Source organism: Arthrobacter sp. TJ-238, assembly GCF_058269215.1.
This window is the reverse complement of the sequence record NZ_JBZCNH010000009.1, coordinates 1-23346: the sequence shown is the minus strand read 5'-3', so window position 1 is coordinate 23346 and position 23346 is coordinate 1. Positions and strand designations below refer to the sequence as shown.

At 61.3% G+C, this 23346-nt stretch carries 17 protein-coding genes; 8 read left to right on the top strand and 9 right to left on the bottom strand.

What is annotated here, in order from left to right:
* Positions 1-35 precede the first annotated feature (35 nt).
* The 5 genes from AC4D2O_RS16875 to AC4D2O_RS16855 all read right to left on the bottom strand — a co-directional run bounded on the left by AC4D2O_RS16875 (position 36) and on the right by AC4D2O_RS16855 (position 6417).
* Entirely contained in the window at positions 36-377 is a 342-nt protein-coding gene (locus AC4D2O_RS16875) for a histone-like nucleoid-structuring protein Lsr2 (RefSeq protein ID WP_490908513.1), read from the bottom strand.
* Between the two features lie 106 nt (positions 378-483).
* Positions 484-3813 carry a type ISP restriction/modification enzyme gene (locus AC4D2O_RS16870; RefSeq protein ID WP_490908512.1) on the bottom strand — a complete coding sequence of 1110 codons (3330 nt, stop codon included), beginning with the start codon at positions 3811-3813 and terminating at the stop codon, positions 484-486.
* A gap of 35 nt (positions 3814-3848) precedes the next feature.
* Positions 3849-4979 (bottom strand): hypothetical protein, encoded by a 1131-nt coding sequence (locus AC4D2O_RS16865; protein ID WP_490908511.1) that lies wholly within the window; start codon positions 4977-4979, stop codon positions 3849-3851.
* On the bottom strand, positions 4976-5416 hold the full coding sequence (locus tag AC4D2O_RS16860) for a DUF4365 domain-containing protein (RefSeq protein WP_490908510.1): 441 nt from the start codon (positions 5414-5416) through the stop codon (positions 4976-4978). Before AC4D2O_RS16860 ends, AC4D2O_RS16865 begins: the two co-directional genes overlap by 4 nt.
* Positions 5417-5703: 287 nt before the next feature.
* Positions 5704-6417, bottom strand: a complete 714-nt coding sequence (locus AC4D2O_RS16855) for a MerR family transcriptional regulator (protein ID WP_490908509.1) — start codon at positions 6415-6417, stop codon at positions 5704-5706.
* Positions 6418-6755: 338 nt separating this feature from the next.
* On the opposite strand from AC4D2O_RS16855, the gene AC4D2O_RS16850 reads away from it, so the two are divergent.
* The 4 genes from AC4D2O_RS16850 to AC4D2O_RS16835 all read left to right on the top strand — a co-directional run bounded on the left by AC4D2O_RS16850 (position 6756) and on the right by AC4D2O_RS16835 (position 13953).
* Entirely contained in the window at positions 6756-7397 is a 642-nt protein-coding gene (locus AC4D2O_RS16850; RefSeq protein WP_490908508.1) for a recombinase family protein, read from the top strand.
* Complete coding sequence (locus AC4D2O_RS16845; protein WP_490908507.1) at positions 7394-8287, top strand: hypothetical protein; 894 nt, start codon at positions 7394-7396, stop codon at positions 8285-8287. The genes AC4D2O_RS16850 and AC4D2O_RS16845 overlap by 4 nt, the downstream gene beginning before the upstream one ends.
* A 150-nt stretch (positions 8288-8437) precedes the next feature.
* The gene (locus AC4D2O_RS16840; RefSeq protein ID WP_490908506.1) at positions 8438-8845 is read left to right on the top strand and encodes a TnpV protein; all 408 of its coding nucleotides are present in this window, start codon (positions 8438-8440) and stop codon (positions 8843-8845) included.
* Between the two features lie 203 nt (positions 8846-9048).
* The gene (locus AC4D2O_RS16835) at positions 9049-13953 is read left to right on the top strand and encodes a helicase-related protein (RefSeq protein WP_490908505.1); all 4905 of its coding nucleotides are present in this window, start codon (positions 9049-9051) and stop codon (positions 13951-13953) included.
* On the opposite strand, the gene AC4D2O_RS16830 is transcribed toward AC4D2O_RS16835, so the two are convergent.
* Together AC4D2O_RS16830 and AC4D2O_RS16825 are read right to left on the bottom strand one after the other, a co-directional pair.
* On the bottom strand, positions 13954-14610 hold the full coding sequence (locus AC4D2O_RS16830; protein ID WP_490908503.1) for an ATP-binding protein: 657 nt from the start codon (positions 14608-14610) through the stop codon (positions 13954-13956).
* 593 nt (positions 14611-15203) lie between these two features.
* Complete coding sequence (locus AC4D2O_RS16825; RefSeq protein WP_490908502.1) at positions 15204-15491, bottom strand: hypothetical protein; 288 nt, start codon at positions 15489-15491, stop codon at positions 15204-15206.
* 712 nt (positions 15492-16203) lie between these two features.
* On the opposite strand from AC4D2O_RS16825, the gene mobC reads away from it, so the two are divergent.
* From mobC to AC4D2O_RS16805, 4 genes are all read left to right on the top strand, one after another.
* Entirely contained in the window at positions 16204-16626 is a 423-nt protein-coding gene (mobC, locus tag AC4D2O_RS16820; RefSeq protein WP_490908501.1) for a plasmid mobilization relaxosome protein MobC, read from the top strand.
* A gap of 38 nt (positions 16627-16664) precedes the next feature.
* Complete coding sequence (locus AC4D2O_RS16815; protein ID WP_490908500.1) at positions 16665-18188, top strand: relaxase/mobilization nuclease domain-containing protein; 1524 nt, start codon at positions 16665-16667, stop codon at positions 18186-18188.
* Between the two features lie 4 nt (positions 18189-18192).
* Positions 18193-18957 carry a hypothetical protein gene (locus tag AC4D2O_RS16810; protein WP_490908499.1) on the top strand — a complete coding sequence of 255 codons (765 nt, stop codon included), beginning with the start codon at positions 18193-18195 and terminating at the stop codon, positions 18955-18957.
* 139 nt (positions 18958-19096) lie between these two features.
* On the top strand, positions 19097-19588 hold the full coding sequence (locus AC4D2O_RS16805; RefSeq protein WP_490908498.1) for an SRPBCC family protein: 492 nt from the start codon (positions 19097-19099) through the stop codon (positions 19586-19588).
* A 42-nt stretch (positions 19589-19630) separates the two neighbouring features.
* Here the strand turns inward: AC4D2O_RS16805 and AC4D2O_RS16800 are convergent, their stop codons facing one another.
* Both AC4D2O_RS16800 and cap2-3 read right to left on the bottom strand, forming a co-directional pair.
* The gene (locus tag AC4D2O_RS16800) at positions 19631-20722 is read right to left on the bottom strand and encodes a patatin-like phospholipase family protein (RefSeq protein ID WP_490908497.1); all 1092 of its coding nucleotides are present in this window, start codon (positions 20720-20722) and stop codon (positions 19631-19633) included.
* Positions 20719-23190 carry an anti-phage 6A-MBL system cap2_3 protein gene (cap2-3, locus tag AC4D2O_RS16795; RefSeq protein ID WP_490908496.1) on the bottom strand — a complete coding sequence of 824 codons (2472 nt, stop codon included), beginning with the start codon at positions 23188-23190 and terminating at the stop codon, positions 20719-20721. The genes AC4D2O_RS16800 and cap2-3 overlap by 4 nt, the downstream gene beginning before the upstream one ends.
* Positions 23191-23346 lie beyond the last annotated feature (156 nt).

Sequence of the window (23346 nt, the reverse complement as noted above, 5' to 3'; positions counted from 1 at the left end):
CCAGCGTGGCCAGCTACGCCCTGCTTTCGCTTGCCCTACTGTGCAGCTTCGTTATAAGCATCGACGATCGACTGCGTGATGCGGCCCCGTGAGCTGGGGTTGTAGCCGTTCTCCTGCGCCCACTGGCGAATCTGCTGAGTGTTCTCACGCTTGGATCGACTGGTCGACGTTGACTGCTGTCCGGCCTGGTTCTTCCGGCCGTTGCGAGCCTTGCGTGCCTTGTCCGCGTACTCGGAGAGTGTAGAGCGCAGCTTCTTGGCGTTCTCCGTTGTCAAGTCAATCTCGTACTCGGCGCCATCCACACTAAACCGAACGGTTTCCTGTGCTACTTCACCATTGAGGTCATCAATCAATTCCACCTGTACGCGCTGTGCCATTCCGCTCCTAAATCTTCGGTTTAGATCATCGAACCCCAGCCATTGATTCTATCGCGGTGTAGATGCGGCGTGTGCCTAACCAGTTGGTGAAGTAGTCGGTAGATGGTTAGAAGAGACTTTCATCGCTGGACTCCGAGGATAAGCTGAGCCGCGGGGACCGGCTGCTTCGATCGGTGCCGGGTGTCACACCAAGTAATTTCAGCTCATCCACTGTGAAGTGATCGCTGGCGATGACCTGACTGAGTAATTCTTCTTGGCGCGGTTCGAGGCTTATGAGATGTGTAAGCGCGGTGAGAAGCTCGGTTAGCTCGGTTGACCACTCAGGGTGCCAGTACGTCGCTACGATGCTGTCTAAGGGCGAGGTCTTCTTACCCACCGGTGCCTTCTTCCGGTAAGAAAACCACGCGCCAACGGTTGGTTTACCTGCCGTGTTGTACTCCATCACTTGTGGTGACACCGGACCCCACGAACCACCACCGAAACTGAGCGTTTGGGTGAGTGCATCGTAGGAGTACTCGTCGTCCAGTCGCTCAACGGTGGAGAGATACCTGACCTGATGTGGGCTGGCAGAGAGCACGCTTTGGCTCCGGCCCTGACCTGCGAAGCGTTGTCCGAAGGTGTGCAACCACAGAACTTCCTTGCCAATCTCAGTGCTCTGCGTCCAGAGCTCGGGGTCTTTAGTGAGAGGAACGCGGATTCCGGGCGTTTGAAGTTCAGTACCGAAAGTGGCGGTGTAAGCGCTGTGGGCCACGGTGCCCGCGATGTAAGCGGTCAGATCCTCAACCGATACCGGTACTCCAAAGTGTGAGGACAGGGCCTCGAGCAATCCGGGGGTTGTGTTCGCTGTGCCGTCGGGGTGATAGATAGGAGCGAGTCGTCCACCTTCACTACCTCGGAAGAAATGCTCACTGGGTATGAGGCTGGAAAAGCTTACGCCGGGTCCTGTTCTTAGCGAGCTCGAGTGCAGTTCAGAGAGGAACACCTGACCAGGGATGCGTGAGCGCCAAAGGTCAGGTCGTGGGGTATCCATTAGACGATGGTCGGCGATGAGGTACTGACGGTCGAAAGAGCGATGACCCACCCTAACGATGGTGGGTTCCAGCCGAATCTCATCAGCGAATCGTTTCGTGGTGAATTTTTCCACATCGAATCCGGGTAGAGGCGGCTTGCTCCGATCCAAGGACGAGTCGCGAGACTTTTTGAACAACTCTTCTTTCCGAGCGCGGTTGTCGCACGACACCAGCTCGAGCCATCGTGAGGCGAGCGTCTCCGTACTAGGTGCAAATACCCAGTTCCGGTTGGGTTTCACTCCAGGAGTCAACCATGAGAACAGATCCCCTATGCCCGGATAGGAGTCCCATTCTCCAGCCGCGGCAGCGGTGAATGGGGCAGTCCAATCATCACGGACGGGAGTCCATTCGAAGTCATCGATCCTTACCGCCTGTAGCTGACGGAACTTCTCGGCCTGACGGCCATGAAGCGATGTGTAGTGAAGTGCAGCTGGGACGTCGGGATCGTTGTCGGGCTTTCGAAGGAAGATCGAGATTGCAAGGGGGTGCTGAACGGCCGGGAAGAAGCGTGTGTTCACTGATGGTCGAAGACCCTCAGGTGAGCAATCGATGATCCACCCTTCTGTGCAGTGGCGCCTGATGTACTCACGCATCCCCTTAAACCCTGGCCCGGTCATGAAGCTGGATGGCGTGATGAAGCAGACTATTCCAGAGTCACCATCCAGAGCGCCGGGAGCTGGCGTTGATTCAAAAACCTTCCAGAAGGCCCATCTCCAGAAGTAGACATAAAGATTTTTGAGTGTGTACTCGACAGGGCCGTTTCCGTCCTTACGGAAGTCACGGAGGATGCCCTCGCCCTCGCTGTCGATGGCACCATTCTCAATCCAGGAGCCTTTGCCTTCCGCGTTGTTCTTGTACGGAGGGTTTCCGATACAAACGGTCACGTTTGTAGTGGCCTTGATCTGGTTGGCTCGTTGACGTTGCTGTGCAATGAGCTGGGTCATGTAGGACATCTGTCCTACTGTTGCCGTCGGGTCCTCGAGAGTGTCTGCTACGAACAGGTTGAGACCATTACTGGGAACGCGAGCGTTGTGAGCGCGAATCAGGTCGGATAGCCGGAGTTCCGCGACCGAGTAGGGGCCAGTCTGGAGCTCGAAACCGTACAGTCGCCTGGCGATCGAATTGATAGCTTCGGTGGCTGCTCCGGGGCCTATCTCAGCTGCTGCTTGAGAGGCGGCTCTTTCCATGATGTGGACGGGGAAGGTACCGGTTCCCATAGCTGGGTCGATCACTCGAACATCAGGATCTCGTAAGCGCAGTGATTTGCCGAGTCGGCCGGCGAGCACTTCTTCTGTAAGTCGGATCATCTCTTCGACCACTGGTGCCGGCGTGTAGTAGCTGCCTGACTGCTTGCGCAGCTCGTTGTCGTAGACGGCAAGGAAGTGCTCGTAGAGGTGAAGGTACATGTCGCTTACACCGGAGCGGACTCCGTTCCAATGAACAGCGTTGGTGGTTCGAACCATCAGGTCCAGGGTGACCCTGAACTTTTTAGAGACGGTGTCGGTTAGCAGTTGCAGGGCCCGAGCCATCAGGCCATGTGATTCCCCGAGCTCGGTAGCGGTGTCATGTAAGCCTCTCTCGTTCAGATCGAGTCCTTCGGACTTTGCGAGGAGTAGTGCGAAGGTCACTGTTTGGGCGTAACCATCCGCAAACTCCTCGTCCGTGGCGCCGGGAAAGAGGAGGTGTTTCCACTCCTTCGCCATGCCGAGGAACACCTGATTGCTCAGTTTGCCGCCGCTACTGCTGACAGCGCGCCGTTCGGCAGCGAGGGTATCCAAGACCTCGACGCGTAGCAGGCGAGTGAGGGGAGCAATCGTCGTAACAAGCTTTTTCACGGAGTGTATGGGGACTGGCTCCCATCTCAGGAAGTCCGTGAGGAGCCCTTCGAAGCGTTCGTTTGGAAGCAGCGCTGAGCCAGCAGACATGAGTGTTCCACCGAGCAAGTGAACGGGGTCGCCAACCGCTTCACCTCCGCGCCATAACCGCCATTCAATCCCGTTGGTGTAGACGAGATTCGGCAGGTCCTTAAGGCGGTTCCACTGCTGCAGGTTGTGACCTTTGAACGCTGCGGGGTCCAGATTCTCGCCTGGTGCTTTCACTTCAACGTAGCCGGTGACGGCTCCGTTGACTTGTACCGCGTAATCAGGTCGCACGCTTCGTTCCACATCCGCGGCTTCGTCGAACGCGACGACGGCGAGTCCCAGCTGGGCGCCGAAGGACGTGATGAGGACGTCCAGCGGCTTCCGAATCGAGGCCTCAGCCTGCCCAACGTGATCTTTGAGCTTTCTCTTGCAGTCCGCTCCGAAAGCAGACACGTACTCCTGCAACCAACTCGGTACGGCCGGATCCCCACTGCGTGTAATCACAGCGACCACCTTACGGGTGGTCTTGCGAGACTCATTTATCCGTCGAACAACAGCGTGTTGGTTAGAGGCTCTACTCGTATGGGTGCGTCAATGCGCAAGCCTTTGCCGGGCGTTGACTCTACCTCGCCTTCGACGACGAGAACTTCACGTTCCTCGAACCACCGGTGTGCTTGCTGCAGTTCGGGCCCTCTTAGCCGAACATCGACCTCCGATGTTCTTCCATTTCGCATGGTGCGAATACTGACATCACCGAAGACGACTGAATCATCATCACGAAGCTGAACGATTTGACCTGTCAGGCTCTCAGTGCGGCTTTTCTTCAGTGGTCGCATCAGCTCGAACGTGCTCTTCAGTACACGTGCTGCACCTGCTGGAATCTCAATCTTCGACGGCAGCTTCTGTGGCTCTTGAAAACCCGGAGCCCACCGGAAGGAAGCATCGAAGGTCGTGACCGACGCATCGCTGACCACTTGATGCAAAGCACTCACCATTTCCCGGCTCACTCCCGCAATGATGAGGTCAATGATGACCGTGGGTCCCGGCACGCGATCGGGATCAACAACTCGGTTCTGGATCGCGCTCAGCGCTTGGGCCATCGTGCGTGTGGCGCGGCGCTCCTCTGGCTCGTAGAGGCTTGGTGATTTCGGGTCATGGAGAAGGGAGTCACTGATGCGTTGTGGTCGTGAGATCGGCACGAGCATCGGCAGGATGTACGAGCCCGGGATGGTGTGACCAAAGCGGGCGTGTTCGACGATCCGTTCTCCAGGGCGGGAGTAGTTGCCATTAATGAGAGCTTTAGGGCCGCGAGATGTGGTCGCGCTTGTGCGCAAAAGTGTTCGTGCGGTGGAGATTAGCGAGAAGCCCGCTTCCACTGGGATTGATCCATGAATCAGGATGTCGTCAGCAGCACGGAACTCGGTTACATCTACGTAGAGATTCCGAACCGACGCTTCAATAGATTTTTTGCTCAGGCCAGCGCTGTCAGCAACACGTTCGACTACGCCGTTCCAAGCTAGGTCGCCGGCAGATGCCTTGTGTGGGACTGCGATGACGTCGCCGTTCTTCGCTTCCCACAAACCGCCGGACTCGCCACTGGTGCGTTGATTCCAGCCGGTGAGGTTCAGATAGTCAACGAGGTCCTGGACGTCCGGTGTCGTTTGGTTCATGTCGGCACCCCGTTGGCGCGAAGTACATCTTCGTACCAACTCTGCAGGGTGGAAGCAGAAAATCGGTTGGATCGCTGAACTTGAATACTCGATCCAATTTCGCGTTTATCTATACGCTCCCAATATGCTGCAGCGCGATGCGTCGTCTCGTGGTCAACCGCATGGTCGATCCATTCCTCGGCTGTCTCCGGCACTCGAACGACCAGGAAGTAGGCGGGGCCGGAAGTGTAGCCAGCCCAAGCTTCTTTCCATCCATCCTCGACAGGCATTGTGAGATGTGTGTCTCTGCTGAAGTTTTTTGAAGTGCACTTCACCTGTACGGGAACGCTGCCTATCCGATATTTCACAGCACAATCAAATCCATGTACATCCTCGTCGGACGATGTTTCATCCAGACCGACGCCGAACTGCGCACAGATATTGCGCAGGTATGTCACTCCGTACCGACCTTTTCGTCTGTTCAGATCGAAAAGCGCAGATGGAGCATGTGCAAGATTCAAAGGGTCCCCAGTCGTTGCGAGCCCTCCTAGGACGGGCTAGTTCCATGCACTCTACCTACTCATCTCTGACTGAGGCGAGAACGAGCTACTGGGCAGTCACTGATCATCGGCTAGGGCTTTGCTGTCTGGCTGCCAATGGCCGGTTCCCCTGGGTCAGTGAACGGCTGTTGGTCTAACCCTCGCCAGAGGGACAAAACGAGCCGTTGGACATGTGTGAGCATACTTTACTTATTACTCTCATTTGCCTCATGCGAAGCTCGCTTTTCCAGCTTTCCAATGATTCCCGAAATTACTGATTCAAGTGGCTTTATCACGGCGGAAACGCCGGACTCAACCATGGAAAAAGCGGTCGCCAGGTCAGTAAGAAGAGGTGACTGCCTTGGACCCATCACAACGACCGCTTCATGAAGTGAGGTAATCGGCACTCGTTTCAACTCATCTACTGCCTCACGAATCACCTGCAGGCTCAGCCCTGCCTCGAGAAGTTCCTTGACTGTTGAAACAATGACTACGTCTTTGAAGGAGAACATTGACCGCCAACTGGTGTTCGGCGACTCCTCAGACTGCGGCAAGGGAGTGATGAGACCCGTGCGCACCCAGTAATCGAGTTGCCTGTACGTTGTGGATGACAAGCGGCAGGTTTCCGGACCTGAGAAATTCATCCTCGACCACGCTGCTGCCGTCGGCGTCCAGGAAAATGGAACGTCGCTGGCGGCCGAAGAGTCCGTCGAGTCGTCGTCATCAGGCCGATTTAGATCGGCACCAGCATCAAGCCCCGCCTCGAAAGCGGAATCTTGAAGGTAGGACGCATCCATCCGAGCTCCTGCCATCTCGAACGCAAGCGGCAATCTGCCAGCTACGGCGAGGAATATGAGAACCCCGCCCACCACGACGAAGGCTGTCGTTCCAGCCTGGTTGTCGGACATGAAGGTAGCCACGGCGCCGATGCATAGGGCGGCGACGCCGAGGATCCAGCAAGCCCACACGCTTCGCTTACTGAGTTCGACCGATGTCACACGGTTTGGCGGTTTCTTTTCCCCATTGCTCGTCACCTCGTTACGGTACCGCCAAGCAAGTGTCAACGCGGTCTGCCGTGGTGCGAATGCTCCTCGATGTACGGTCTCAGGGCGCGGGTCAAAAGGGACCGTTTAAGAGCCAGTCTTTATGCACCACTCGAATCCTCTCGTTTTTTGGCTCTCTAACCAAGTGCGAAACGTGTACTGTCATAACGCGAGGGTGGAACGGATTCTGCGACCCTCCGGACTGGGGGAGGAACATGGATCGGCCGGAACGCCTTAAGGGTGTCGAGGAGCCGCGGCTGGTGCCGGACGGGGTCCTGATCGGATACGCCCGCGTCTCTACGACGGATCAAAACCTTGAGGCGCAGACCCGTCAGCTGGTCGACGCCGGTTGCTATGACGTCTACGCGGACCACGGGAAGTCAGGGGCAACGATGGCCCGCCCCGAGTTGGAGAGCTGCCTGCGCGCATTGCAGCCAGGCAACACCCTCGTGGTGACCAAGCTCGACCGTCTTGGCCGCACGGTGCGCGGACTCGTGGAGCTCCTGGACTCGCTGCACGAGCGAGGCATCATGTTCCGGTCCCTCGGTGAGGGCATCGACACCACCACGGCTTCGGGTCGGCTGATGTTCAACATCATCGCCAGCGTCGCGGAGATGGAACGCGAGCTGATCCGGGAACGGACGAAAGCCGGCCTCGCCGTCGCTACAGGGAAGGGCGGTCGCCCGCCGCGCCTCCAACCCCATGATGTTGTGGAAGCCCGCCGGCTCCGCGAGAAGGAAAAGTTGACTGTCGAAGCCATCGCGAAAAGGTTCAAAGTTCACCGCTCCACGATCATCCGCGCACTGCGTACAGATGGCCTTGGAAGCATCGTCTACGAGCGGGAGGATCAGGGATGAGCCTGGACAACCTTCTGACCCTCGGCCGCTTCCTCGTCAGTGGAGAGTTGCTGACCCTCATCGCAAGTCTTGTGGCCTCACTCGCTTGGCCCGCGACCGTCCTCGTGTTGTTTCTCGTGTTCCGCAGATCCGTTAAGCAGGTGATTGATGCCATTGCCCTCCGCATTCCGCAGATGGAGGAACTGTCTGGACCGGCGGGACTCGGTGCGAGATTCGGGCGCGTGCTTGGGGCTGAAATCAACGCGCTGAAGCACAAGGTAGAAAATGTGCCACCCGTAGTTGAAGCGTCGCCTGGTCCTATAGATGATGACGGTCCTTCCGACGGTGGCGGGATGCCACCTTCTGCCCCGCAACCAACACCAAACGGTCCGGGCCCGACAGTACCGCCTACGCCCCCTAGTCAGGCATCTTCCAAAGAAGGCAATCAAGTTCCGACTACTCCGGAGGCACGGGCAGAGCAAGCTTCTGCCAGTCCGATACCGTCCGCCGAGGAGCTAAAGGAGTCTTACCTGGACCTAATGAGCGCTCATGTTGATGTTTCCCCGTTGGCGGCAATCCTTACGAGCTGGAAAATGGTTGAGAACGCCGTACAAGACCTTGTTGGAGCGGAAACACCTCTTGTTCGGGTGCCTAATGGCTCAGTCTTGGCTAAGCGGTACAACGTTCCCGCGGCGACGGCAGCGCAGATCGACGAGCTTCGACGGATCCGAAATAGCGCGGTTCACGCGCCTGATCCGCAGCAGATAGGCAAGGCCGCCGCGCTCGATTACGCAGAGATCACATGGGATATCGCCTCCCGTGTGCGCAAGGTAGGAGCTAGGCAGAAAGCTCTAACTCAGTACATTCGAGACGCCGAAGACAAGATGGTGGGTCTCGATCCCCAAGAGTGAAACGACTCCGAGTAGGTACGGTGAAGGCAGTATTTTTACCGGCACCAGGGGGACGTCCGATGGCGCGATCGCGCAAGCGCAACCAGATTGATGGTCAGGCAACTCTCGACCTAGACGCATTTCTTTTCGCACCACCAGAGGAGGTTCTCGATGAACAAGTACGGCAAGTTCGCGCAGGAGACGTGGAAGATGACCGCGCCGGCGCAGTACGCCCTGATCCCGGACCCGGAGGAGTGGTTCCGGAAGTTGGGGGAGGAAGCGATGAACCAGGTAGGGGAGCTGCAGTACCAAATCGCGGGACCGGATCTGGAGGGCGAGACCTACCTGCAGAAGGTGGGCCGGTTAAACGCCTCGAGGATGCAGGCCGAGGAAATCGTGCGGGCGGAGATGTTGACGCCGGACGTGATGGAGACGGAGGGCGACGACGAGACGGAAGAGGACGAGGTGGATCGCCAGCGGAGGGAACTCCGGGAAGCGTTCAAGGAGGTCGCGCAGACACAGAGGGAGTTGCTGGACGCCTACCGGAATCAGGAGATGGATCAGAACTACCAGAGGTAGTTTCTTCAGCTGAAGCTGATTCACGCTTCATTCCTGCGCGGCAGGATGATCTTGCCCCGTCTGGTGCCCGTGCGCGCTTCCAGGCCAACGTCGCTGCGCTGCGCGTCCTGCGTGAGCTGCAGGACCGGGATCGGGCAGCCACCGCACAGGAGCGTGCCGTGCTGGCCCGGTGGGGGAGCTGGGGTGCCACAGGTGTGGCAGAGGTGTTCGATGAGACCCGGAGTGAGTACGAAGCTGACCGCGCCGAACTGCGCGAGCTGCTGAGCGAGAGCGAGTACCGGGCCGCGAACCGGACGGTCATCAACGCGCACTACACCGATCCTGCCCTCGCCACGGAAATCTGGCAGACCCTCGATACGCTCGGCTTCGACGGCGGCCGCGTGCTCGAACCGGGATCAGGTGCGGGCACCTTCATCGGCCTCGCGCCTGAGACCGTGACCATGACCGGTGTGGAGCTGGACCCGATCACAGCCGGTATCTCCCAGGCCCTCTACCCGGACGCCGACATCCGCGCCGAGTCCTTCGCTGACACGCGCCTGCCGACTGGCTACTTCGACGCTGCCATCGGCAACGTCCCGTTCGCCAAGACCAAGCTGCACGACCCGCGACACAACGCGGGTAACCACTCGATGCACAACCACTTCATCATTAAGTCCCTGGACCTCATCCGACCCGGTGGCGTCGTCGGCGTCATCTCGTCTGCGTTCACGATGGACGCCCAGAACCCGGCAGCCCGCCGTGAAATCTACGAGACAGCCGACCTGCTTGGTGCGGTCCGCTTGCCGACTGGTGCGCACCGTCGCGCCGCTGGCACCGATGCCCTGACCGACGTGCTGATCTTCCGCAAACGACTCCCAGGTGAAGAACCGATGAGCCCGCAGTGGCTGGAGTCGCGCGTCCTGTCCGTAGGTGACAGCCAGGATGCCGCACAGGATGGGGTGCTCGACGCGAGCCAGGACGTGGCCCGGATGAATGCCTACTTCATTGAAAACCCGCAGCGGGTGCTGGGTGAGCCCGTGGTGGGTAACGGCATGTACGGGTCAGCGACGCTTACCGTGCGCAACGAGGATCTGCGCTCCGTGGCGGAGCAGCTGCACAACCAGCTACAGGACATCGCCCTCACCGCCGTCGACGCCGGCAGGGGAGTGGCAGAGCGTCAGACCGGGCAGGTCATCGAGTCTGTCGCCATCGTCCCAACAGGAAAGCAGCTCCAGGCCGGACACATCATGTCCGAACCGGACGGCACCTTCCGCCAGGTCGACATTGACGGATCAATCGTCCCGTTGAAGATCCCTGCGACCCAGGCACGAGAACTGCGGTCCCTGTTGCGGCTGCGCGACCTCGCCCGCTCCGTGCTCACGCTCGAGGCGAGCAACGTGGAGGACACTCCGGAGCTCGCCGCTGAACGCGCCAACCTGCGCGATTCCTACCGCACCTACGTGGATTCCTTCGGCCCGATCAACCGGTTCACTGAGCGCCGCACCGGGAAGGTCAATGACGCCGGTGAGGACATCATGGCCAGGGTGACGCCGAAAGCGGTGGCGCTGCTGCGCAGCGACCCCTTCGGGCCGATCGTCCCGGCTTTGGAGCGGTTCGATGAAGTCAGCCAGACAGCGACCCCGGCAGCCCTGCAGCGCGGTCGCCAGGTCCAGCCACGACAGCCCATTCGAGGTGTCGACACCCCGGCTGAGGCCCTTGCCGTCACCCTCGACACCCGAGGTGAAGTCGACCTCACCGAGATAGCCAATCTGCTCGGCCTCGACCCAGCATCCGCCAGGGACGCACTGGGAGAGCTGGTCTACGACGTGCCCGGTGAGCCCGGGGTCATGGAGACGCGTGCCGAGTACCTCAGCGGCAACATTCGGGAGAAGCTCGACGTCGCCACCGTCGCCGCGGCCGAGGACGAACGATTCCTGCGCAACGTCGAGGACCTGAAGGCGGTCATGCCCCTGCCGTTGGGTGCTGATGAAATTGAGGCCCGTATCGGCTCCATCTGGATCTCAGCCGACATCCACCAGGAGTTCCTGCAGACCATTACGCGGGATCGGCAGGCACGCGTCGACAGGGTGACCGGCGCGAACTGGGACGTCCAGGCGAACAGGCACAGCTTCACCGTGCGCAACGACTGGGGTACCGAGCGGATGCCGGCGGGCGAAATCTTCAAGTGCCTGCTCGAGCAACGCAGAGTCCAGGTCACCGACCCGGACCCCGACCCGGAGAGCCAGCGCCGCATCCTCAACCCTGTCGAGACAGCATCGGCCCAGGAGAAGGCCCAGTTGATGCAGGACCGTTTCGGGGAGTGGGTGTGGGAGGACGCAGACCGCGCCATCGCCCTCACCGACGAATACAACCGTAGGTTCAACTCGCTTGTGCTGCGCGACTACACCGTCGAAGGTGAACGACTCACCCTGCCCGGACTCGTCAAGGACTGGCACCCTCGGCCGCACCAGCGCGCCGCCGTGGCTCGCATGATTTCCGAGCCGTCCGTTGGGCTCTTCCACGAGGTCGGGGCGGGTAAGACCGCCGAGATGGTCATGGGATCGATGGAGCTACGGCGACTCGGTATGGCACGCAAACCTGCGATCGTCGTACCGAACCACATGCTCGATCAGTTCGCCCGCGAATGGCTGCAGATCTACCCCCAGGCGCAGATCCTCGCCGCGTCGTCCGCCGACCTCGCCGGCGACAAGCGCCGACAGTTCGTGGCCCGCGCGGCCGCGAACGATTGGGACGCCGTCATCATGACCCGTACCGCGTTCGAACGGATCCCGTTGTCGACCGAATCGGAAGCGCAGTACCGCGGCCGCGAGGTTGAGCGCATGCGCCAGGAAATTCTGGCCGCAAAGGAGCGTGCACTCGCAAGTGGCGGCAAGGCGATGAGCGTCAAGAAGCTCGAGAGCCGGCTGCAAGCTCAGGAGGAGAAGATTAAACGCCTCCTCGAGCACCCCATCGACCCAGGGCTCACCTTCGAGCAAACCGGGATCGACTACCTCATCGTGGACGAGTTGCACGACTTCAAGAACCTCTCGACCGCCTCGAACATCCAGGACGCGGCGATCGACGGCTCCAACCGTGCCTCTGATCTGCACTCCAAGGTCGAGTACCTACGAGACACCCACGGTGACAGGGTGATCACCGGCGCGACGGCGACGCCGATCGCCAACAGTGTCACCGAGATGTACGTGATGCAGCGCTACCTGCGCCCTGACCTGTTGGAGAAGGCCGGCATCAACGACTTCGACACGTGGGCTGCGACCTTCGGCCAGGTCGTCACCGAGATGGAGATGACCGTCGCCGGCGGTGACAGCTTCAAGATGAAAGAACGGTTCTCGAAGTTCCAGAATGTGCCCGAGCTGCTGAAGATGTTCCACACCTTCGCGGACGTAAAGACCGCCGAGGACTTGCAGTTGCCCGTGCCCGACATCGAGGAACGCGAGGACGGCAGGCGGCTGCCCCGCATGGTCACCGTTGAACCGTCCATCGAGCTCGAGGCGTACATCGCGGACATCGCAGACCGCGCCGAGAAGATCCAGGCACGTCTGGTCGATCCGACCGAGGACAACATGCTGAAGATTTCCAGCGACGGACGCAAAGCCGCCCTCGACATGCGCCTGGTCGACCCGGAGCTGGACGCCCTCGTCGGAGCCACGAAGATCAGTGCAACCGCGGACCTCGTGGCCAAGGTGTACGAGGAGACCAAGGACCGTGTCTACATGGACCCGGAGACGAAAGATCCGCACCCTACGCCGGGAGCCTTGCAGATCGTGTTCTGCGACCTCGGCACACCGTCGGACAAGTGGAACGTGTACGGGCAGCTGCGTGAGGACCTGGTGCAGCGAGGCGTACCCGAGCACAAGGTGCGCTTCGCGCATGAGGCTAAGAACGACGCCGAGAAAGGCCGACTTTTCGAGGCCTGCCGGACAGGGGACGTCGCCGTGCTCATCGGATCGACACAGAAAATGGGTACGGGTACGAACATGCAGGCCCGCGCCGTGCACCTGGTCGACCTCGACGCACCATGGCGGCCGGCCGACGTCTCCCAGCGTCACGGCCGCATCATCCGCCAAGGCAATCAGAACCCCGAGATCGGCATCTCACAGGTCGTCACCAAGGGATCGTTCGACACCTTCATGTGGCAGACGCTGGAGCGCAAAAGCAAGTTCATCGACCAGATCATGCGCGGCCGACTCGACGTCCGCGAGATCGAGGACGTAGGAGACAACACCCTGTCCTTCGCCGAGGTCAAAGCCATCTCCAGCGGCAACCCGCTCATTTTGGAAAAGTCCAAAGCCGACCAGGAACTCACCCGCCTGCAGCGCCTTGAGCGCGGCTGGCACCGCAACCAGGCAGCGCTCAGCCGGCGCAAGGACAGCGCCATCGTCCGAGGCAAAGCACTCGCCGCTGAACTACCCGCACTGAAGGACGCCGCTGCGCGTACAACGCCCGACGTCGGCGGCGATGCCTTCCGCATGACCATCAACGGTAGGACCGTCGACAAGCGCACTGACGCCGTGGAAGCGCTGCGCACGTGGGCGGACAGGAACGCAGCAGGACGACCTCCTATTCAGGGGTCGAAGGACCTTGGTGTGATGGCCTCCATCGGCGGTCACGACATCAGGTTTGTCCAGGGCCAGGCGAACATGGTTGAGATGGGTGCGTCCCGCGTCGCGTTGCAGATCGAGGGCGCGCCCGGCGTCGCGGTGGAACTCAAACGCACTGACGCTCTCTTCCCGACCGTAGGTGTGATCCAGCGCCTCGAGAATCAGGTCACGCGCTTGCCCGATGAGGTGGTGAAGCGTGAGCGGCAGCTGGAGGAAGCGCGCCAAGAGTACCGGGATGCAGCGAACGCACTGAAGCAACCGTTCAAGCACACCGACGCGTTGCAGACGGCGAAGTGGGAGGTCGAGCGGATCAACCGCGAGATGCGCGGCGAGGATGGAGCGCAGACCGTACTGACAGCCGAGCTCGAGGAGCTACGACGCGATATGCGGCTCGCCACCCCGACACCAAAACAGTCGGGATTGCCCGTGCAGCTCCCACCTGATCAGCGCTCGGACGCGGCACTCCGGACGAAGACTGCTCGTCGCGACGAGGGCATCGAGCGCTGATCAGTCGAACCTCCCTCCCTTGTCCCGCCTCGTGTCATTAGCCGCTCTATCGGCCGCGTTGCGGGGCGAGGGGGGCCTGTTTCCTCGCAAGAAGGCTCGGCCGACTGTCAGGTTGGCGTGCACGTTAGCCGGATGTGTTGATGCCATTTCGTCATGCCGGCGGCGGACGATTGAGAAGAAGGTTCCATGAGCCTTGCCCTCGATGACTGCTCCATGTACGAGGAAGGGCTTGTTCTCCTCGCTCTGCGGTGGAACCTCGATCAAGATCAAATCACCGTCCTCGTGAGCGACTACTTCGATCCGAAGATCCTCGATCGGTGGGACGATCTTCGCGTCAATCGCCTGTGCGTACTTCCTTCGAACTCCAGTGAGCCGAGGGAGGGGCGAGACCTTGATAATTACGTCTCCACTGCCTTGATCTTTCGTCGCTAGACCAAGCACTAGGACCCCACCGTTGGGGGCGTTTGCAAACTGCGACACCCATTGGGCGAGGCGGATCTTTCCGACATCTGTCGCGAGATCCGCGTGCTGCCTTTTCACCTCGAGCCAGTCACCCTCCGGCTGACCCAAAAGTGCTTCAACATTCCCTCCCCGGATCAACTCTGAGACGGTTTGGTGGGAGACATCGCCAGATGATGCTTCCAGCAGGGCCTTCACGAGGAGTGCGTCGGCATGTAGATCGAAAAGACTGCGCGAACGAGTGTTGAAGCCTAGGTGCAGCGTCAACATCCCAGTGCCCATCACTGTCCCCGTCCGCATCAACATCCAGCAGGGACAGGCGCTTTCGCGCTAACAGCGGGCTGATGAGAGTCACCACATCTTGTTCGCCCCGAAAGCGGTCGGGCAGTTCGACGAAGGTTTGAACGACGAGCACCAAGTTGTTCTCGTAGAACGAGAAGCTGACCCCAGTGTGGGGGAAGTACTCAAGATCCGAAGCGTCCTGGTCTGAGGAAAGGTCTCCAAAGCGAACGTTGATGTCCGATGGGGGCCACCCTATGAACTTGTTCAGTCTCCGGTAGATCTGCTGCATGTGAGTGGCACTGAGGTTCTTTAGCTCACTCTCGAGAACGTCAATCGAGTCGTTGCGGTCTCTCCGTTCGACACCATCGAGCCGCCAGTAGTGCGCATCCTCATCCGTCTCGATGTTCCCGAAGGAGAATCGCATGGGTCGCGACATCAGTAGGGATTTCCGACTATCAAAAGGCCACTCATCGGCGACTGCACTGTGCTCCTGTGTTGATCTTCCGCACTCAAACGGCGGCTACATCCTGATCAGTTGATGGCGAGTTCGTCCGCCGCGTGCGACGTTTCGTTGCGGCCCCGTTGTCGAGCCCAAGCTTCTTCAGCTCGTCCTCACTCCATCCGTCCTTCGTTGCTCGGACGTATGCCTTCTTGTCTTCTCGTTCGGCCTCCGCGAGCTGCTCACGCAACTCGTCTACGCGCTTACGGGCAATCACCAGATCGGTGACGGATGCGATGCGCGAGTCGAGGAGTTTGCGCGCCTGGTCTTTGGTGGTTTCAAGGTCGATGGTTGCCATACGAACCACCCTAACGCCCACCTAAGACGGTGGCGGGGAACGTGCAATCAGGTGCACGAACCGGTGTTTGCCAGTTGCCATCACTATCGTCCTGCTGGGTAGTCGTGGAGGTACCCGTTAGCAGGGTCGTTGAACCAGTCTTCGATGTCGCCGGAGTCGTACCGAACTGTGTTTCGTCCGAGCATGAAGTAGGGCGGTCCGAGGTTGGCCCGCCGCCACTGAGCAAGCTCCTGGCTTGTCACACCGTACAACTCAGCCACATCTTTCGGTGCCATCATCGTGCCCACCATGAGTCCCTCTTTCATCTTTGCCCTGCGTTCCTTTCGGCAACGCCGTCATCACTTGGACGCGAAGTGAATTGGCAAGGTGGAGAGATCGGACCGTGGAATACCGGAGCGCAGCGAGGATATGCCGCGAAAGCCGTCCTCGGAGCCTTGCCAAGAGAAGGGCGGACAGTACATTCACAAGCCGAAACGGAACGGCGCAGCCGTGAGGATCAATCCAGACGCGCAGCGTCGCACCGCATGCTCGAACACCCCACTCGGCACGGACCGCCGCGCGAGAGGCTTACGGATCACCTGCGGAGCAAGCTATATATTTATGTGCCACAAACACTGATTCCGCTGGCGCCTGCGGCTGAGCGGTGACACACTTGGGGTGTGGTGCCTCCGTTGGAGGGGCGCTGTGCTGGGCATGAGGGGAGGACAAGCGGATGGGCGAGAGCCAGGAGCAGGAGCCTGCTGTGCGTCCTCCTAGCGCCGGCAAGCGGCACGTGTGGTCTTCTCGGCGCAAGCGCATCGAAGGAAAGACCGTGTACGTGCGGGTTTCCATGTCAGAAATGGAGCGGGCTCAGCTGCTGCAGCTGGAAGCTCAAACAGGTTTGTCGCCGTCCGCGATCCTTGTCGATGCTGCGCTCGGTTCCGGTGACCCCGCCGTGCTGACGGTCAAGAAGCAGGAAGTCGTGACGCTGCTCGAGATTCGCCGTTTGGTGGGAACAGCGGCGAACAATGTGAACCAGCTGGCACGCCACGCGAACGCCACGGGCGAGGTCAAGGACAACGCCCTGGCAGCTGTGCAGGAAGCACGCCGACTCATGCGCCAGATCGAAGCGAAGATGTACGAGCTGAAGCCATGATTCCCAACATCACCAAAGGCTCTCGCACCGTTGGGCTGATGAAGTACCTGGTCGGCCCGGGTAAGAGTAATGAGCACACCGACCCGCACCTCGTGACGGGCAGTCCGGTCATCATGTCGTGGTTCGATGACGCCCAGCTCAACGACCAGTCCGCGGTCCTGGTCGCGGATGAAATCGACCTGAACGAGCGCATCAACGACGTCGAGATGGCCAGCCACGTCTGGCACTGCTCCCTGTCGTTGCGCTCCGACGAGCGTCTCGTCAGCGACCGCGAGTGGGCGGACATGGCGGGGAAGTTCATGGACGACATGGGCTTCACTGGGAGTGACGGCAAAGCACCCTGCCAATGGGTCGCGGTGCACCACGGCACGAGCACCGCAGGGAACGACCACATCCACATCGTCGCGTCCCGCGTCCGTGAAGACGGCACCAAGTGGAGCGACTGGTCGGACTTCCCGAAGGCGCAGAGCGCCGCCCGGAACCTCGAGAAGCAGTTCGGATTCATCGAGCTGGGACAGCACTCCGAGCGAGGCCTGAAGCCCGCCGAACAACTAACCGACCGCCGTACCGGGAACACCATCGAACCGGCCCGTCACCGGATGGAGCGCGTCGTCAGGGCAAGTGCTGTCGCCTCCGAAAGCGAGGCAGAGTTCGTGCGCCGGCTACGCCGCCAGGACCTGCTCGTGAGTGCCCGCTTCGCTGACGGTGGCCGCTCTGTCGTCACCGGTTACTCCGTCGCGGAACGACCACCCAAAGGCATGGACCCGGTGTGGTTCGGTGGCGGGAAGCTGGCAAAGGATCTGACCCTTCCAGCTCTGCGCACAGAGTGGTCCGATACTCCGGAAGCGTCCCAGGAAGCGGCTGAGGAGTGGTGGGCTGCCAAGCGCCACCAGCGCATCGTTCACGGGCGGGCCCCGGACATGCTTCGTGGTCCTCGTGCGACGACCGTGTTCGGTCGTGCCATCGACGAGGAAGCCGCGCGGAAGCTTGCGCTCGACATGGCCAAGGCTCGCAGGCTCATGTCCTCAGTCGCCCCTGATGATCACCAGACGTGGGCGCACGTGGCCCGGGAAACATCTGGTGTCCTCGGCGCCTGGTCGAAGGCCACGGAAGCCGAACCCGGACCCCTTGCACAGGCATCGCGGGCTCTCGCTCGTTCTGCTCACCGTTCCGGTGTCACGATCAGCACACCCGTACAGGCGCCTTTGAGGATGACCGGTACAGCTGCGTTCCTCATGGCTGCAGCGACTGCACCGTCACCGGTTGCGCAGGCGCTCATCATGCAGCAGGTCGTGCGCACCATCCGCCTCCTGCGGGACATGCAGCGCAGCAACAATGACCTACGTGAAGCCCGGGTTCTGACCGACAGCGTGCGTCAGCAGCTCGCCATCGTCGCAGCACCGCTGCCCGAGGTGACAGAGCCTCAGCTGCCGGCACCCGAAGGAATGACGCCGAAGGCCGTCCGTCCATTGAACGAAGCGCAACCGACGATCATGGTGCCGCCCCGAGTGAAGCTGCACCAAGGGCACGACAGGAATAATGACCAGGAGATGGGGAGATAGAACAATGAATCACGACGCACCCGACGGAGCCGAAGGACTGTTCCGGCCTCAGCTGCAGTCTGCACTGGCTGTAGCCGGCCGACTGGGAGAAATGCTGGCACGCCAACGTGCCGAACGAAACGAACAGATGCAGCGCGCTGAGCAAGCGCAACGCCGGCAACTCCAGGAACGATTCGAAGCCGAGAGAGCAGTCATGCGCACCCAACTTGCGGCAGTTCACCAGCCGCAGTTCTGGGAATCAGCTCGCCCCGAGGACATCGCCTTGCACTACGCAATGGCCCAGCAGTGGGAGAAGCTCGACAACATGGCGCTGGCCTCCCGCGAGCAGATGGAGGACGAGATCCGCACCAGGTACAAACTGACCTCCAAGGAGTACCTCGAGGCACATAAGGGCGGCCAGGAGAACAACGTCGAGCTGGAGCAGGCATCGGAAAACAAGGACACTCAACGCGACCATGCGGCCGCTGAGCAGCAATCAAGCGAGGTCATCCGCGGGAACCTCCAAAACGATGTAGATACCCAGAACGCAGCCGCGAACTCGGAGGAGTTGTGGGACTCAGGAGACCGCCGCGCAGCCCTGGCCGACACACTGATGACCCAATTCAGGGACGACGCCGCCGCACGCGAAGGAGTCGAAGCCTTCCTCGCCGCAGACCTCAGCAACGGCACCCCACCATCTACATCGGTCACGACCACCAAGCGCCCCTTCCAGGGACGGCCAAAGACGCCCCATACGCCAGCCCGTGAGAAGAGCTTCGGCCTCGAGTAACTCGGCCGAAGGGTTGTGATGCGGCTGCTCCCGCGACATGAGGAGGCATCATTGCTCATCGAAATAGCGATGGGTTGCTTTACTGACGGCTAGCTACTCCGTCTTCGAGTGGCGTTTTAGACAGAAGGGGGAAGGTAGCTTGCTCATCCAGCGCACGAAGGACGAGGTAGTTCGGGTCTCACACTCCACCCATATTTCAGCCTCATCAGCTGAAGTATGGGCGCTCATCCGGCCAGCAGAGGCCGCGCTGTTCCTAGACCCATCGATCGTCCGGGCTTTCCATGTGCCAGGCACCCCAGATGGGGTAGGGGAGATGCAGGGATTTATAGCCTCCCGCGATGGTGCTGAACACGTTCAACTCATCGAAGTCGTTGAGGAAGTCCCCGAGAGCCACGCTGTAGTGCGATACCTAGCGACCAACGACCCGACAGCTAGGACGAGCTATCAACTCACGGCGAACGCTTCAGGAACAACCCTCGAGTACGAACACGCCTTCACGGTCCCAGGTGTGCACGTCAGATCGATCCCGGCTCTCCGGAGACAGCATGACCACGCGGCGATCACCTTCCTAAGTCGGGTGAAGTACATCCTCGAGGAGGACCGGCGACCCCGCCGGGGACGGCATCGTTAAGTAAGGGTGAACCAGGGCGAAGCTGCTAGTTGTTGTGGGTCATTACGTTGGTGACACGCCGAGGTCGGGCGTGTAGGCGGTGATGAGTGTGCGCGTGAGTTGTTCGCCTCTCAGGGCGAGTGCCTCGAGGTCCGTTTTGGTCATCGCTGCGAAGTTCGTGGGGTAGGCGTGCACGGCGCGGCGCGGAACGAGATCAGCCACAGGGGTTGGGAGCCGGTGGTCCTGCATTCCGAGGTAGACGTGGATGAAGCCCTTGATCTCGGCTCGCTCACCGGCGAGGTGGATGCGGCTGCGGGCGGCGTCTTGGGACTTGGTGTGGGTGATGTCGAAGCTTTGTGCGAGTCGTCCGGTGAGGAAGCGCGATGCCGTTCGTGCGCCGCGTCCTCGACCAGCGTCAACGGCCATTATGTAGTCCAGGTCATAGACGTGAGGGCTGTGCCGGGTGGACCTACCGGGTAGCAGTGGGGCAACGCCTAGGTTGTCGTAGACGCCGCCATCGGTCATCACGAGCGTCTCGTTGTGGCGGGTGCCGTCGGTCCGTTCGAACGCATAATGCCGATGGAGGGCGGGGAGCAAAACGGGGAACGCGGCCGAGGCAGCGACGGCTTCGGCGACCCTCACCTCATCGAGGATGCGTCCGTATGGGGAGGACGCACTCAGGGCGCTGCCGAACCTAACGGCGTTCCCGGTGCTCATGTCGGTGGCGGAGATGATCGTGTCTAGGCCGGTATGCGTGACGTCGGTCATCTGTAAGGCGCCGAATGGGCGTGCGGCCAGTGCCTCGACGAGGGCGTCGGTGCGGGAGTAGGAGCGTCCATGCCGTGTGCCGAGGGTACGCATCGTGCTGAACGTTGAGCGCAAGGCGGCGCGTGGGGTGAAGGCGCGGCTGACGAGTTCATTCTGTAGGCCGCCTCGGAGCAGAGCGGTGACCGTGTCGTCGAACTCGTCGAACTCGTCGAACCGTCGGGGCCCGTAGGCCCACAGTGCCGTCAGGAGGCTGCCACCGCTGATGCCGGAGACGACGCTGATCTTGTCCAGGACGTCGCGGTCGTGGAGGGCTCGTAGTGCGCCGAGACCGAAGGCTGCGGCGCGAAACCCGCCACCGGACAGGGCGAGGCCGATTTTTGCGGTCATCGGTGGTCACCCGAGCGCTCATGCTCGTCGTCTGAGGCTCTGTGGCTCGGGTAGGCGTATCCGCCCGGGAACCATGCGCTGGTCGAGATGAGGTGGGATGCGATCGGCCCTTCGGGCCGGGACTGGGTCGTACGGTTCACTACGCGCACGTATAGGTCGGGTGGTGTGCCTGTCTCCAGCCATGCCTGCCAGGTGGTGCTGCGTCCACCGAGGATGAGCATGACGGCTCGGCGCCCCGTACCGTCGGGCGAGACGATGTCAGCCATACCGGCCTCGTCGGTGCGGCTCGGTGAGGCGATGCCGTTCGGATGGGTGTGCCACATGCCGACGAATCCGACCCGATCGACGGTCGCGGTGCGGATGTTCGTGACGATGTCCTGGGTGCCCTCGATACCGTGGTCGAAGTACGTCGCGGACAGGTGACTGTCGGGCGACGGGCCGGTCGCGCTATCGATGTAGACGGTCTGGGTGGCTTCATCGAGGCTGCCCAGGATCATTCCCCCGGTCTCAATGCGTTCCCCGCGTACCCGTCGTCCTCGCCGCGCCTCGGTGCGCATCTCGGTCAGCGCCCGTTCGCTGATGCACACGTTGTACTCACCGGTGTGGTCGGTGAGAGTGAGATCGTTTGGCCAGGTTAACGGCACGGGTCGAGCACCTGATGCTGTGGGTGCCAGGTCGCAGCCGACCGCGGACATCGGTGCTGCGTTCGTGTTGGCGACGATGACCAGGGCGGCGGAGAACAGGGTGGATGCCAGTGCCGTGACCTCGGCTGCTGCGCCGGTGAAGGTGGGAGCTGAGCAGCCTGGCTCGGGGAAGAATCGATCGGCGCGCGGCGGGTTCGGGAACAGGTCTTCTGTGATCGCTTTCCACCCGGGGGGTGAGCTGGTGACGGTGTCGATGGCAAGGCGACGCAGGATGTCGTGGCCGCTGCCGGTAGCTCCGGGCATCGAGACCGTGGCGATGCCGCGCTGCGCGGTGTGCCCGAAGAGCGCGCTGATCATCGGGGGCCAGTGTTCGCGCGTGACTGCGCGTGCGCGTTCGATCCCGACCCGCACCCCGATGTCGGCGGTCGCGTCGATGATGAGGTCGTACTCGAGCAGTGTTGCGGGATCGGCGAGGGTGCCGGTCACGATATCGAACCTGGAGCTGGTGACGGTGAGGTCTCGGCGGATACGAGACAGCCGCTGCGCGAGTCGTTCGGCCTTGTTATAGCCAATGTCCGCGTCGTCGTAGGGCTGTCGGACCAGGATTCCGGGCGTGACGACGCCTTTGTCGACCACGTGCAGCTGCGCCACGCCGGCGCGAATGCAGTGTTCCGCGATGGGTGCGCCGAGGGCGCCGCATCCCAGGATCAGCACCTTGCGGCCCGTGAGCCATTGGGAGGGCGATCCGGAGTCGCGGCGTCGGGTCACCTCTGAGCGGGCTTCATGAATGACCATCCACTGAATCTTTGCGAAGCCCAGCCAGCTCTTCGCCAGGTCGTGCACTTGTTGGGTGAGCTCGACATGTTCGGGGCTGACGTCTTGGAGTAGATCAGTGATCTGCGCCCCCAGGTCATCCAGAAGCCAGGCCGTGACGTGAGCTAGCGCCTGCCCGGGGTTGAGCCGGCGTGCGGGGGTGCCGAGCAGCATCATGGCGGGGACGGCAGCGTCTCCGTCGAGCGCGACACCGACTGCTTTGTTGATGGTGCGGGCGGTCACGAAAGCCCGCAGCAACTCGTCGCGGCTGTACCCGTAGGTCTCAAGTGAGGCCGCAAGGGCGTCGGCCGTGCTGGGGTATTCCATGTCGAGGGTGTCGCTGATCAGTACCAGCGGGGCAGCGAAGTGAGCTGTGCCGTCCTCGTCGCGGGCCTGCAGTTCGTCAGCCATCAGACGCTGGTAGACCTGCGGCCCAGTCAGCCACTCCAGCACGTCGATCCGTTTGCCACGCTGGGCGCACCAGGCGAACAGCAGGCGCACCCGCGTGGCGTCGGGTTCGGTGTCTGTCCATGGGGCGAGGTCGCCCAGATCGGGTCGGACCACGACCCAGCCGTTCTTGTACGAGCTGTACGCAACCGGCGGGTGCAGCGGCTGACCTGCCGGGTCGAGCTCTCCAGCCGCAGCACGCTGCAACCAAAGGTTTAGACGGCCGATCAGGCCGCGCATCCCGTCCGCGGGGTTCCACTCCACCGAAGGAGCCGCGTACAGGCACAAGACGCGTCCCCACTGCACATGGGGCGTCCCTGCCCATCGCCGGTGCGTGACGTAAACGTCTGGATGCGCCAACGGGAAGGAACCCTCGACGAGGATCTCGAATCGTTCCCGCGCACGCACGCGGATACCCGACCCGCGCGTGACGACCCCGGAGGTGTCAAGGGAGACGGTGAAAGTGGTCAGGCCCTTGTCGTCGTGCTCGACTCCCAACAGCTGGATCGCGCCGCCGCTAACGTCAACGAGATCGGATAGCTGCCGGTGAGCCAGCTCGCTCAACGGCCAAATCCGACCGGCACCTCCGGGGCACTGCTGCCGCCCCGATCGGCCGCGACCGCCGCGTCGACACGCTCCGGGCCCGCACTCGACGGCGCAGCGGCAGCGGCGATGGGAGTCGCGTTACCAACAGCGACGGCGGCTGCCGTGATGGCAGCG

Coding starts and splice junctions, on each gene's coding strand:
- AC4D2O_RS16810 (WP_490908499.1), top strand. CDS start 18,193: ATGAATCACGACGCACCCGACGGAGCCGAAGGACTGTTCCGGCCTCAG.
- AC4D2O_RS16845 (WP_490908507.1), top strand. CDS start 7,394: ATGAGCCTGGACAACCTTCTGACCCTCGGCCGCTTCCTCGTCAGTGGA.
- AC4D2O_RS16800 (WP_490908497.1), bottom strand. CDS start 20,722: ATGACCGCAAAAATCGGCCTCGCCCTGTCCGGTGGCGGGTTTCGCGCC.
- AC4D2O_RS16815 (WP_490908500.1), top strand. CDS start 16,665: ATGAAGTACCTGGTCGGCCCGGGTAAGAGTAATGAGCACACCGACCCG.
- AC4D2O_RS16840 (WP_490908506.1), top strand. CDS start 8,438: ATGAACAAGTACGGCAAGTTCGCGCAGGAGACGTGGAAGATGACCGCG.
- AC4D2O_RS16875 (WP_490908513.1), bottom strand. CDS start 377: ATGGCACAGCGCGTACAGGTGGAATTGATTGATGACCTCAATGGTGAA.
- AC4D2O_RS16850 (WP_490908508.1), top strand. CDS start 6,756: ATGGATCGGCCGGAACGCCTTAAGGGTGTCGAGGAGCCGCGGCTGGTG.
- AC4D2O_RS16865 (WP_490908511.1), bottom strand. CDS start 4,979: ATGAACCAAACGACACCGGACGTCCAGGACCTCGTTGACTATCTGAAC.
- mobC (WP_490908501.1), top strand. CDS start 16,204: ATGGGCGAGAGCCAGGAGCAGGAGCCTGCTGTGCGTCCTCCTAGCGCC.
- AC4D2O_RS16825 (WP_490908502.1), bottom strand. CDS start 15,491: ATGGCAACCATCGACCTTGAAACCACCAAAGACCAGGCGCGCAAACTC.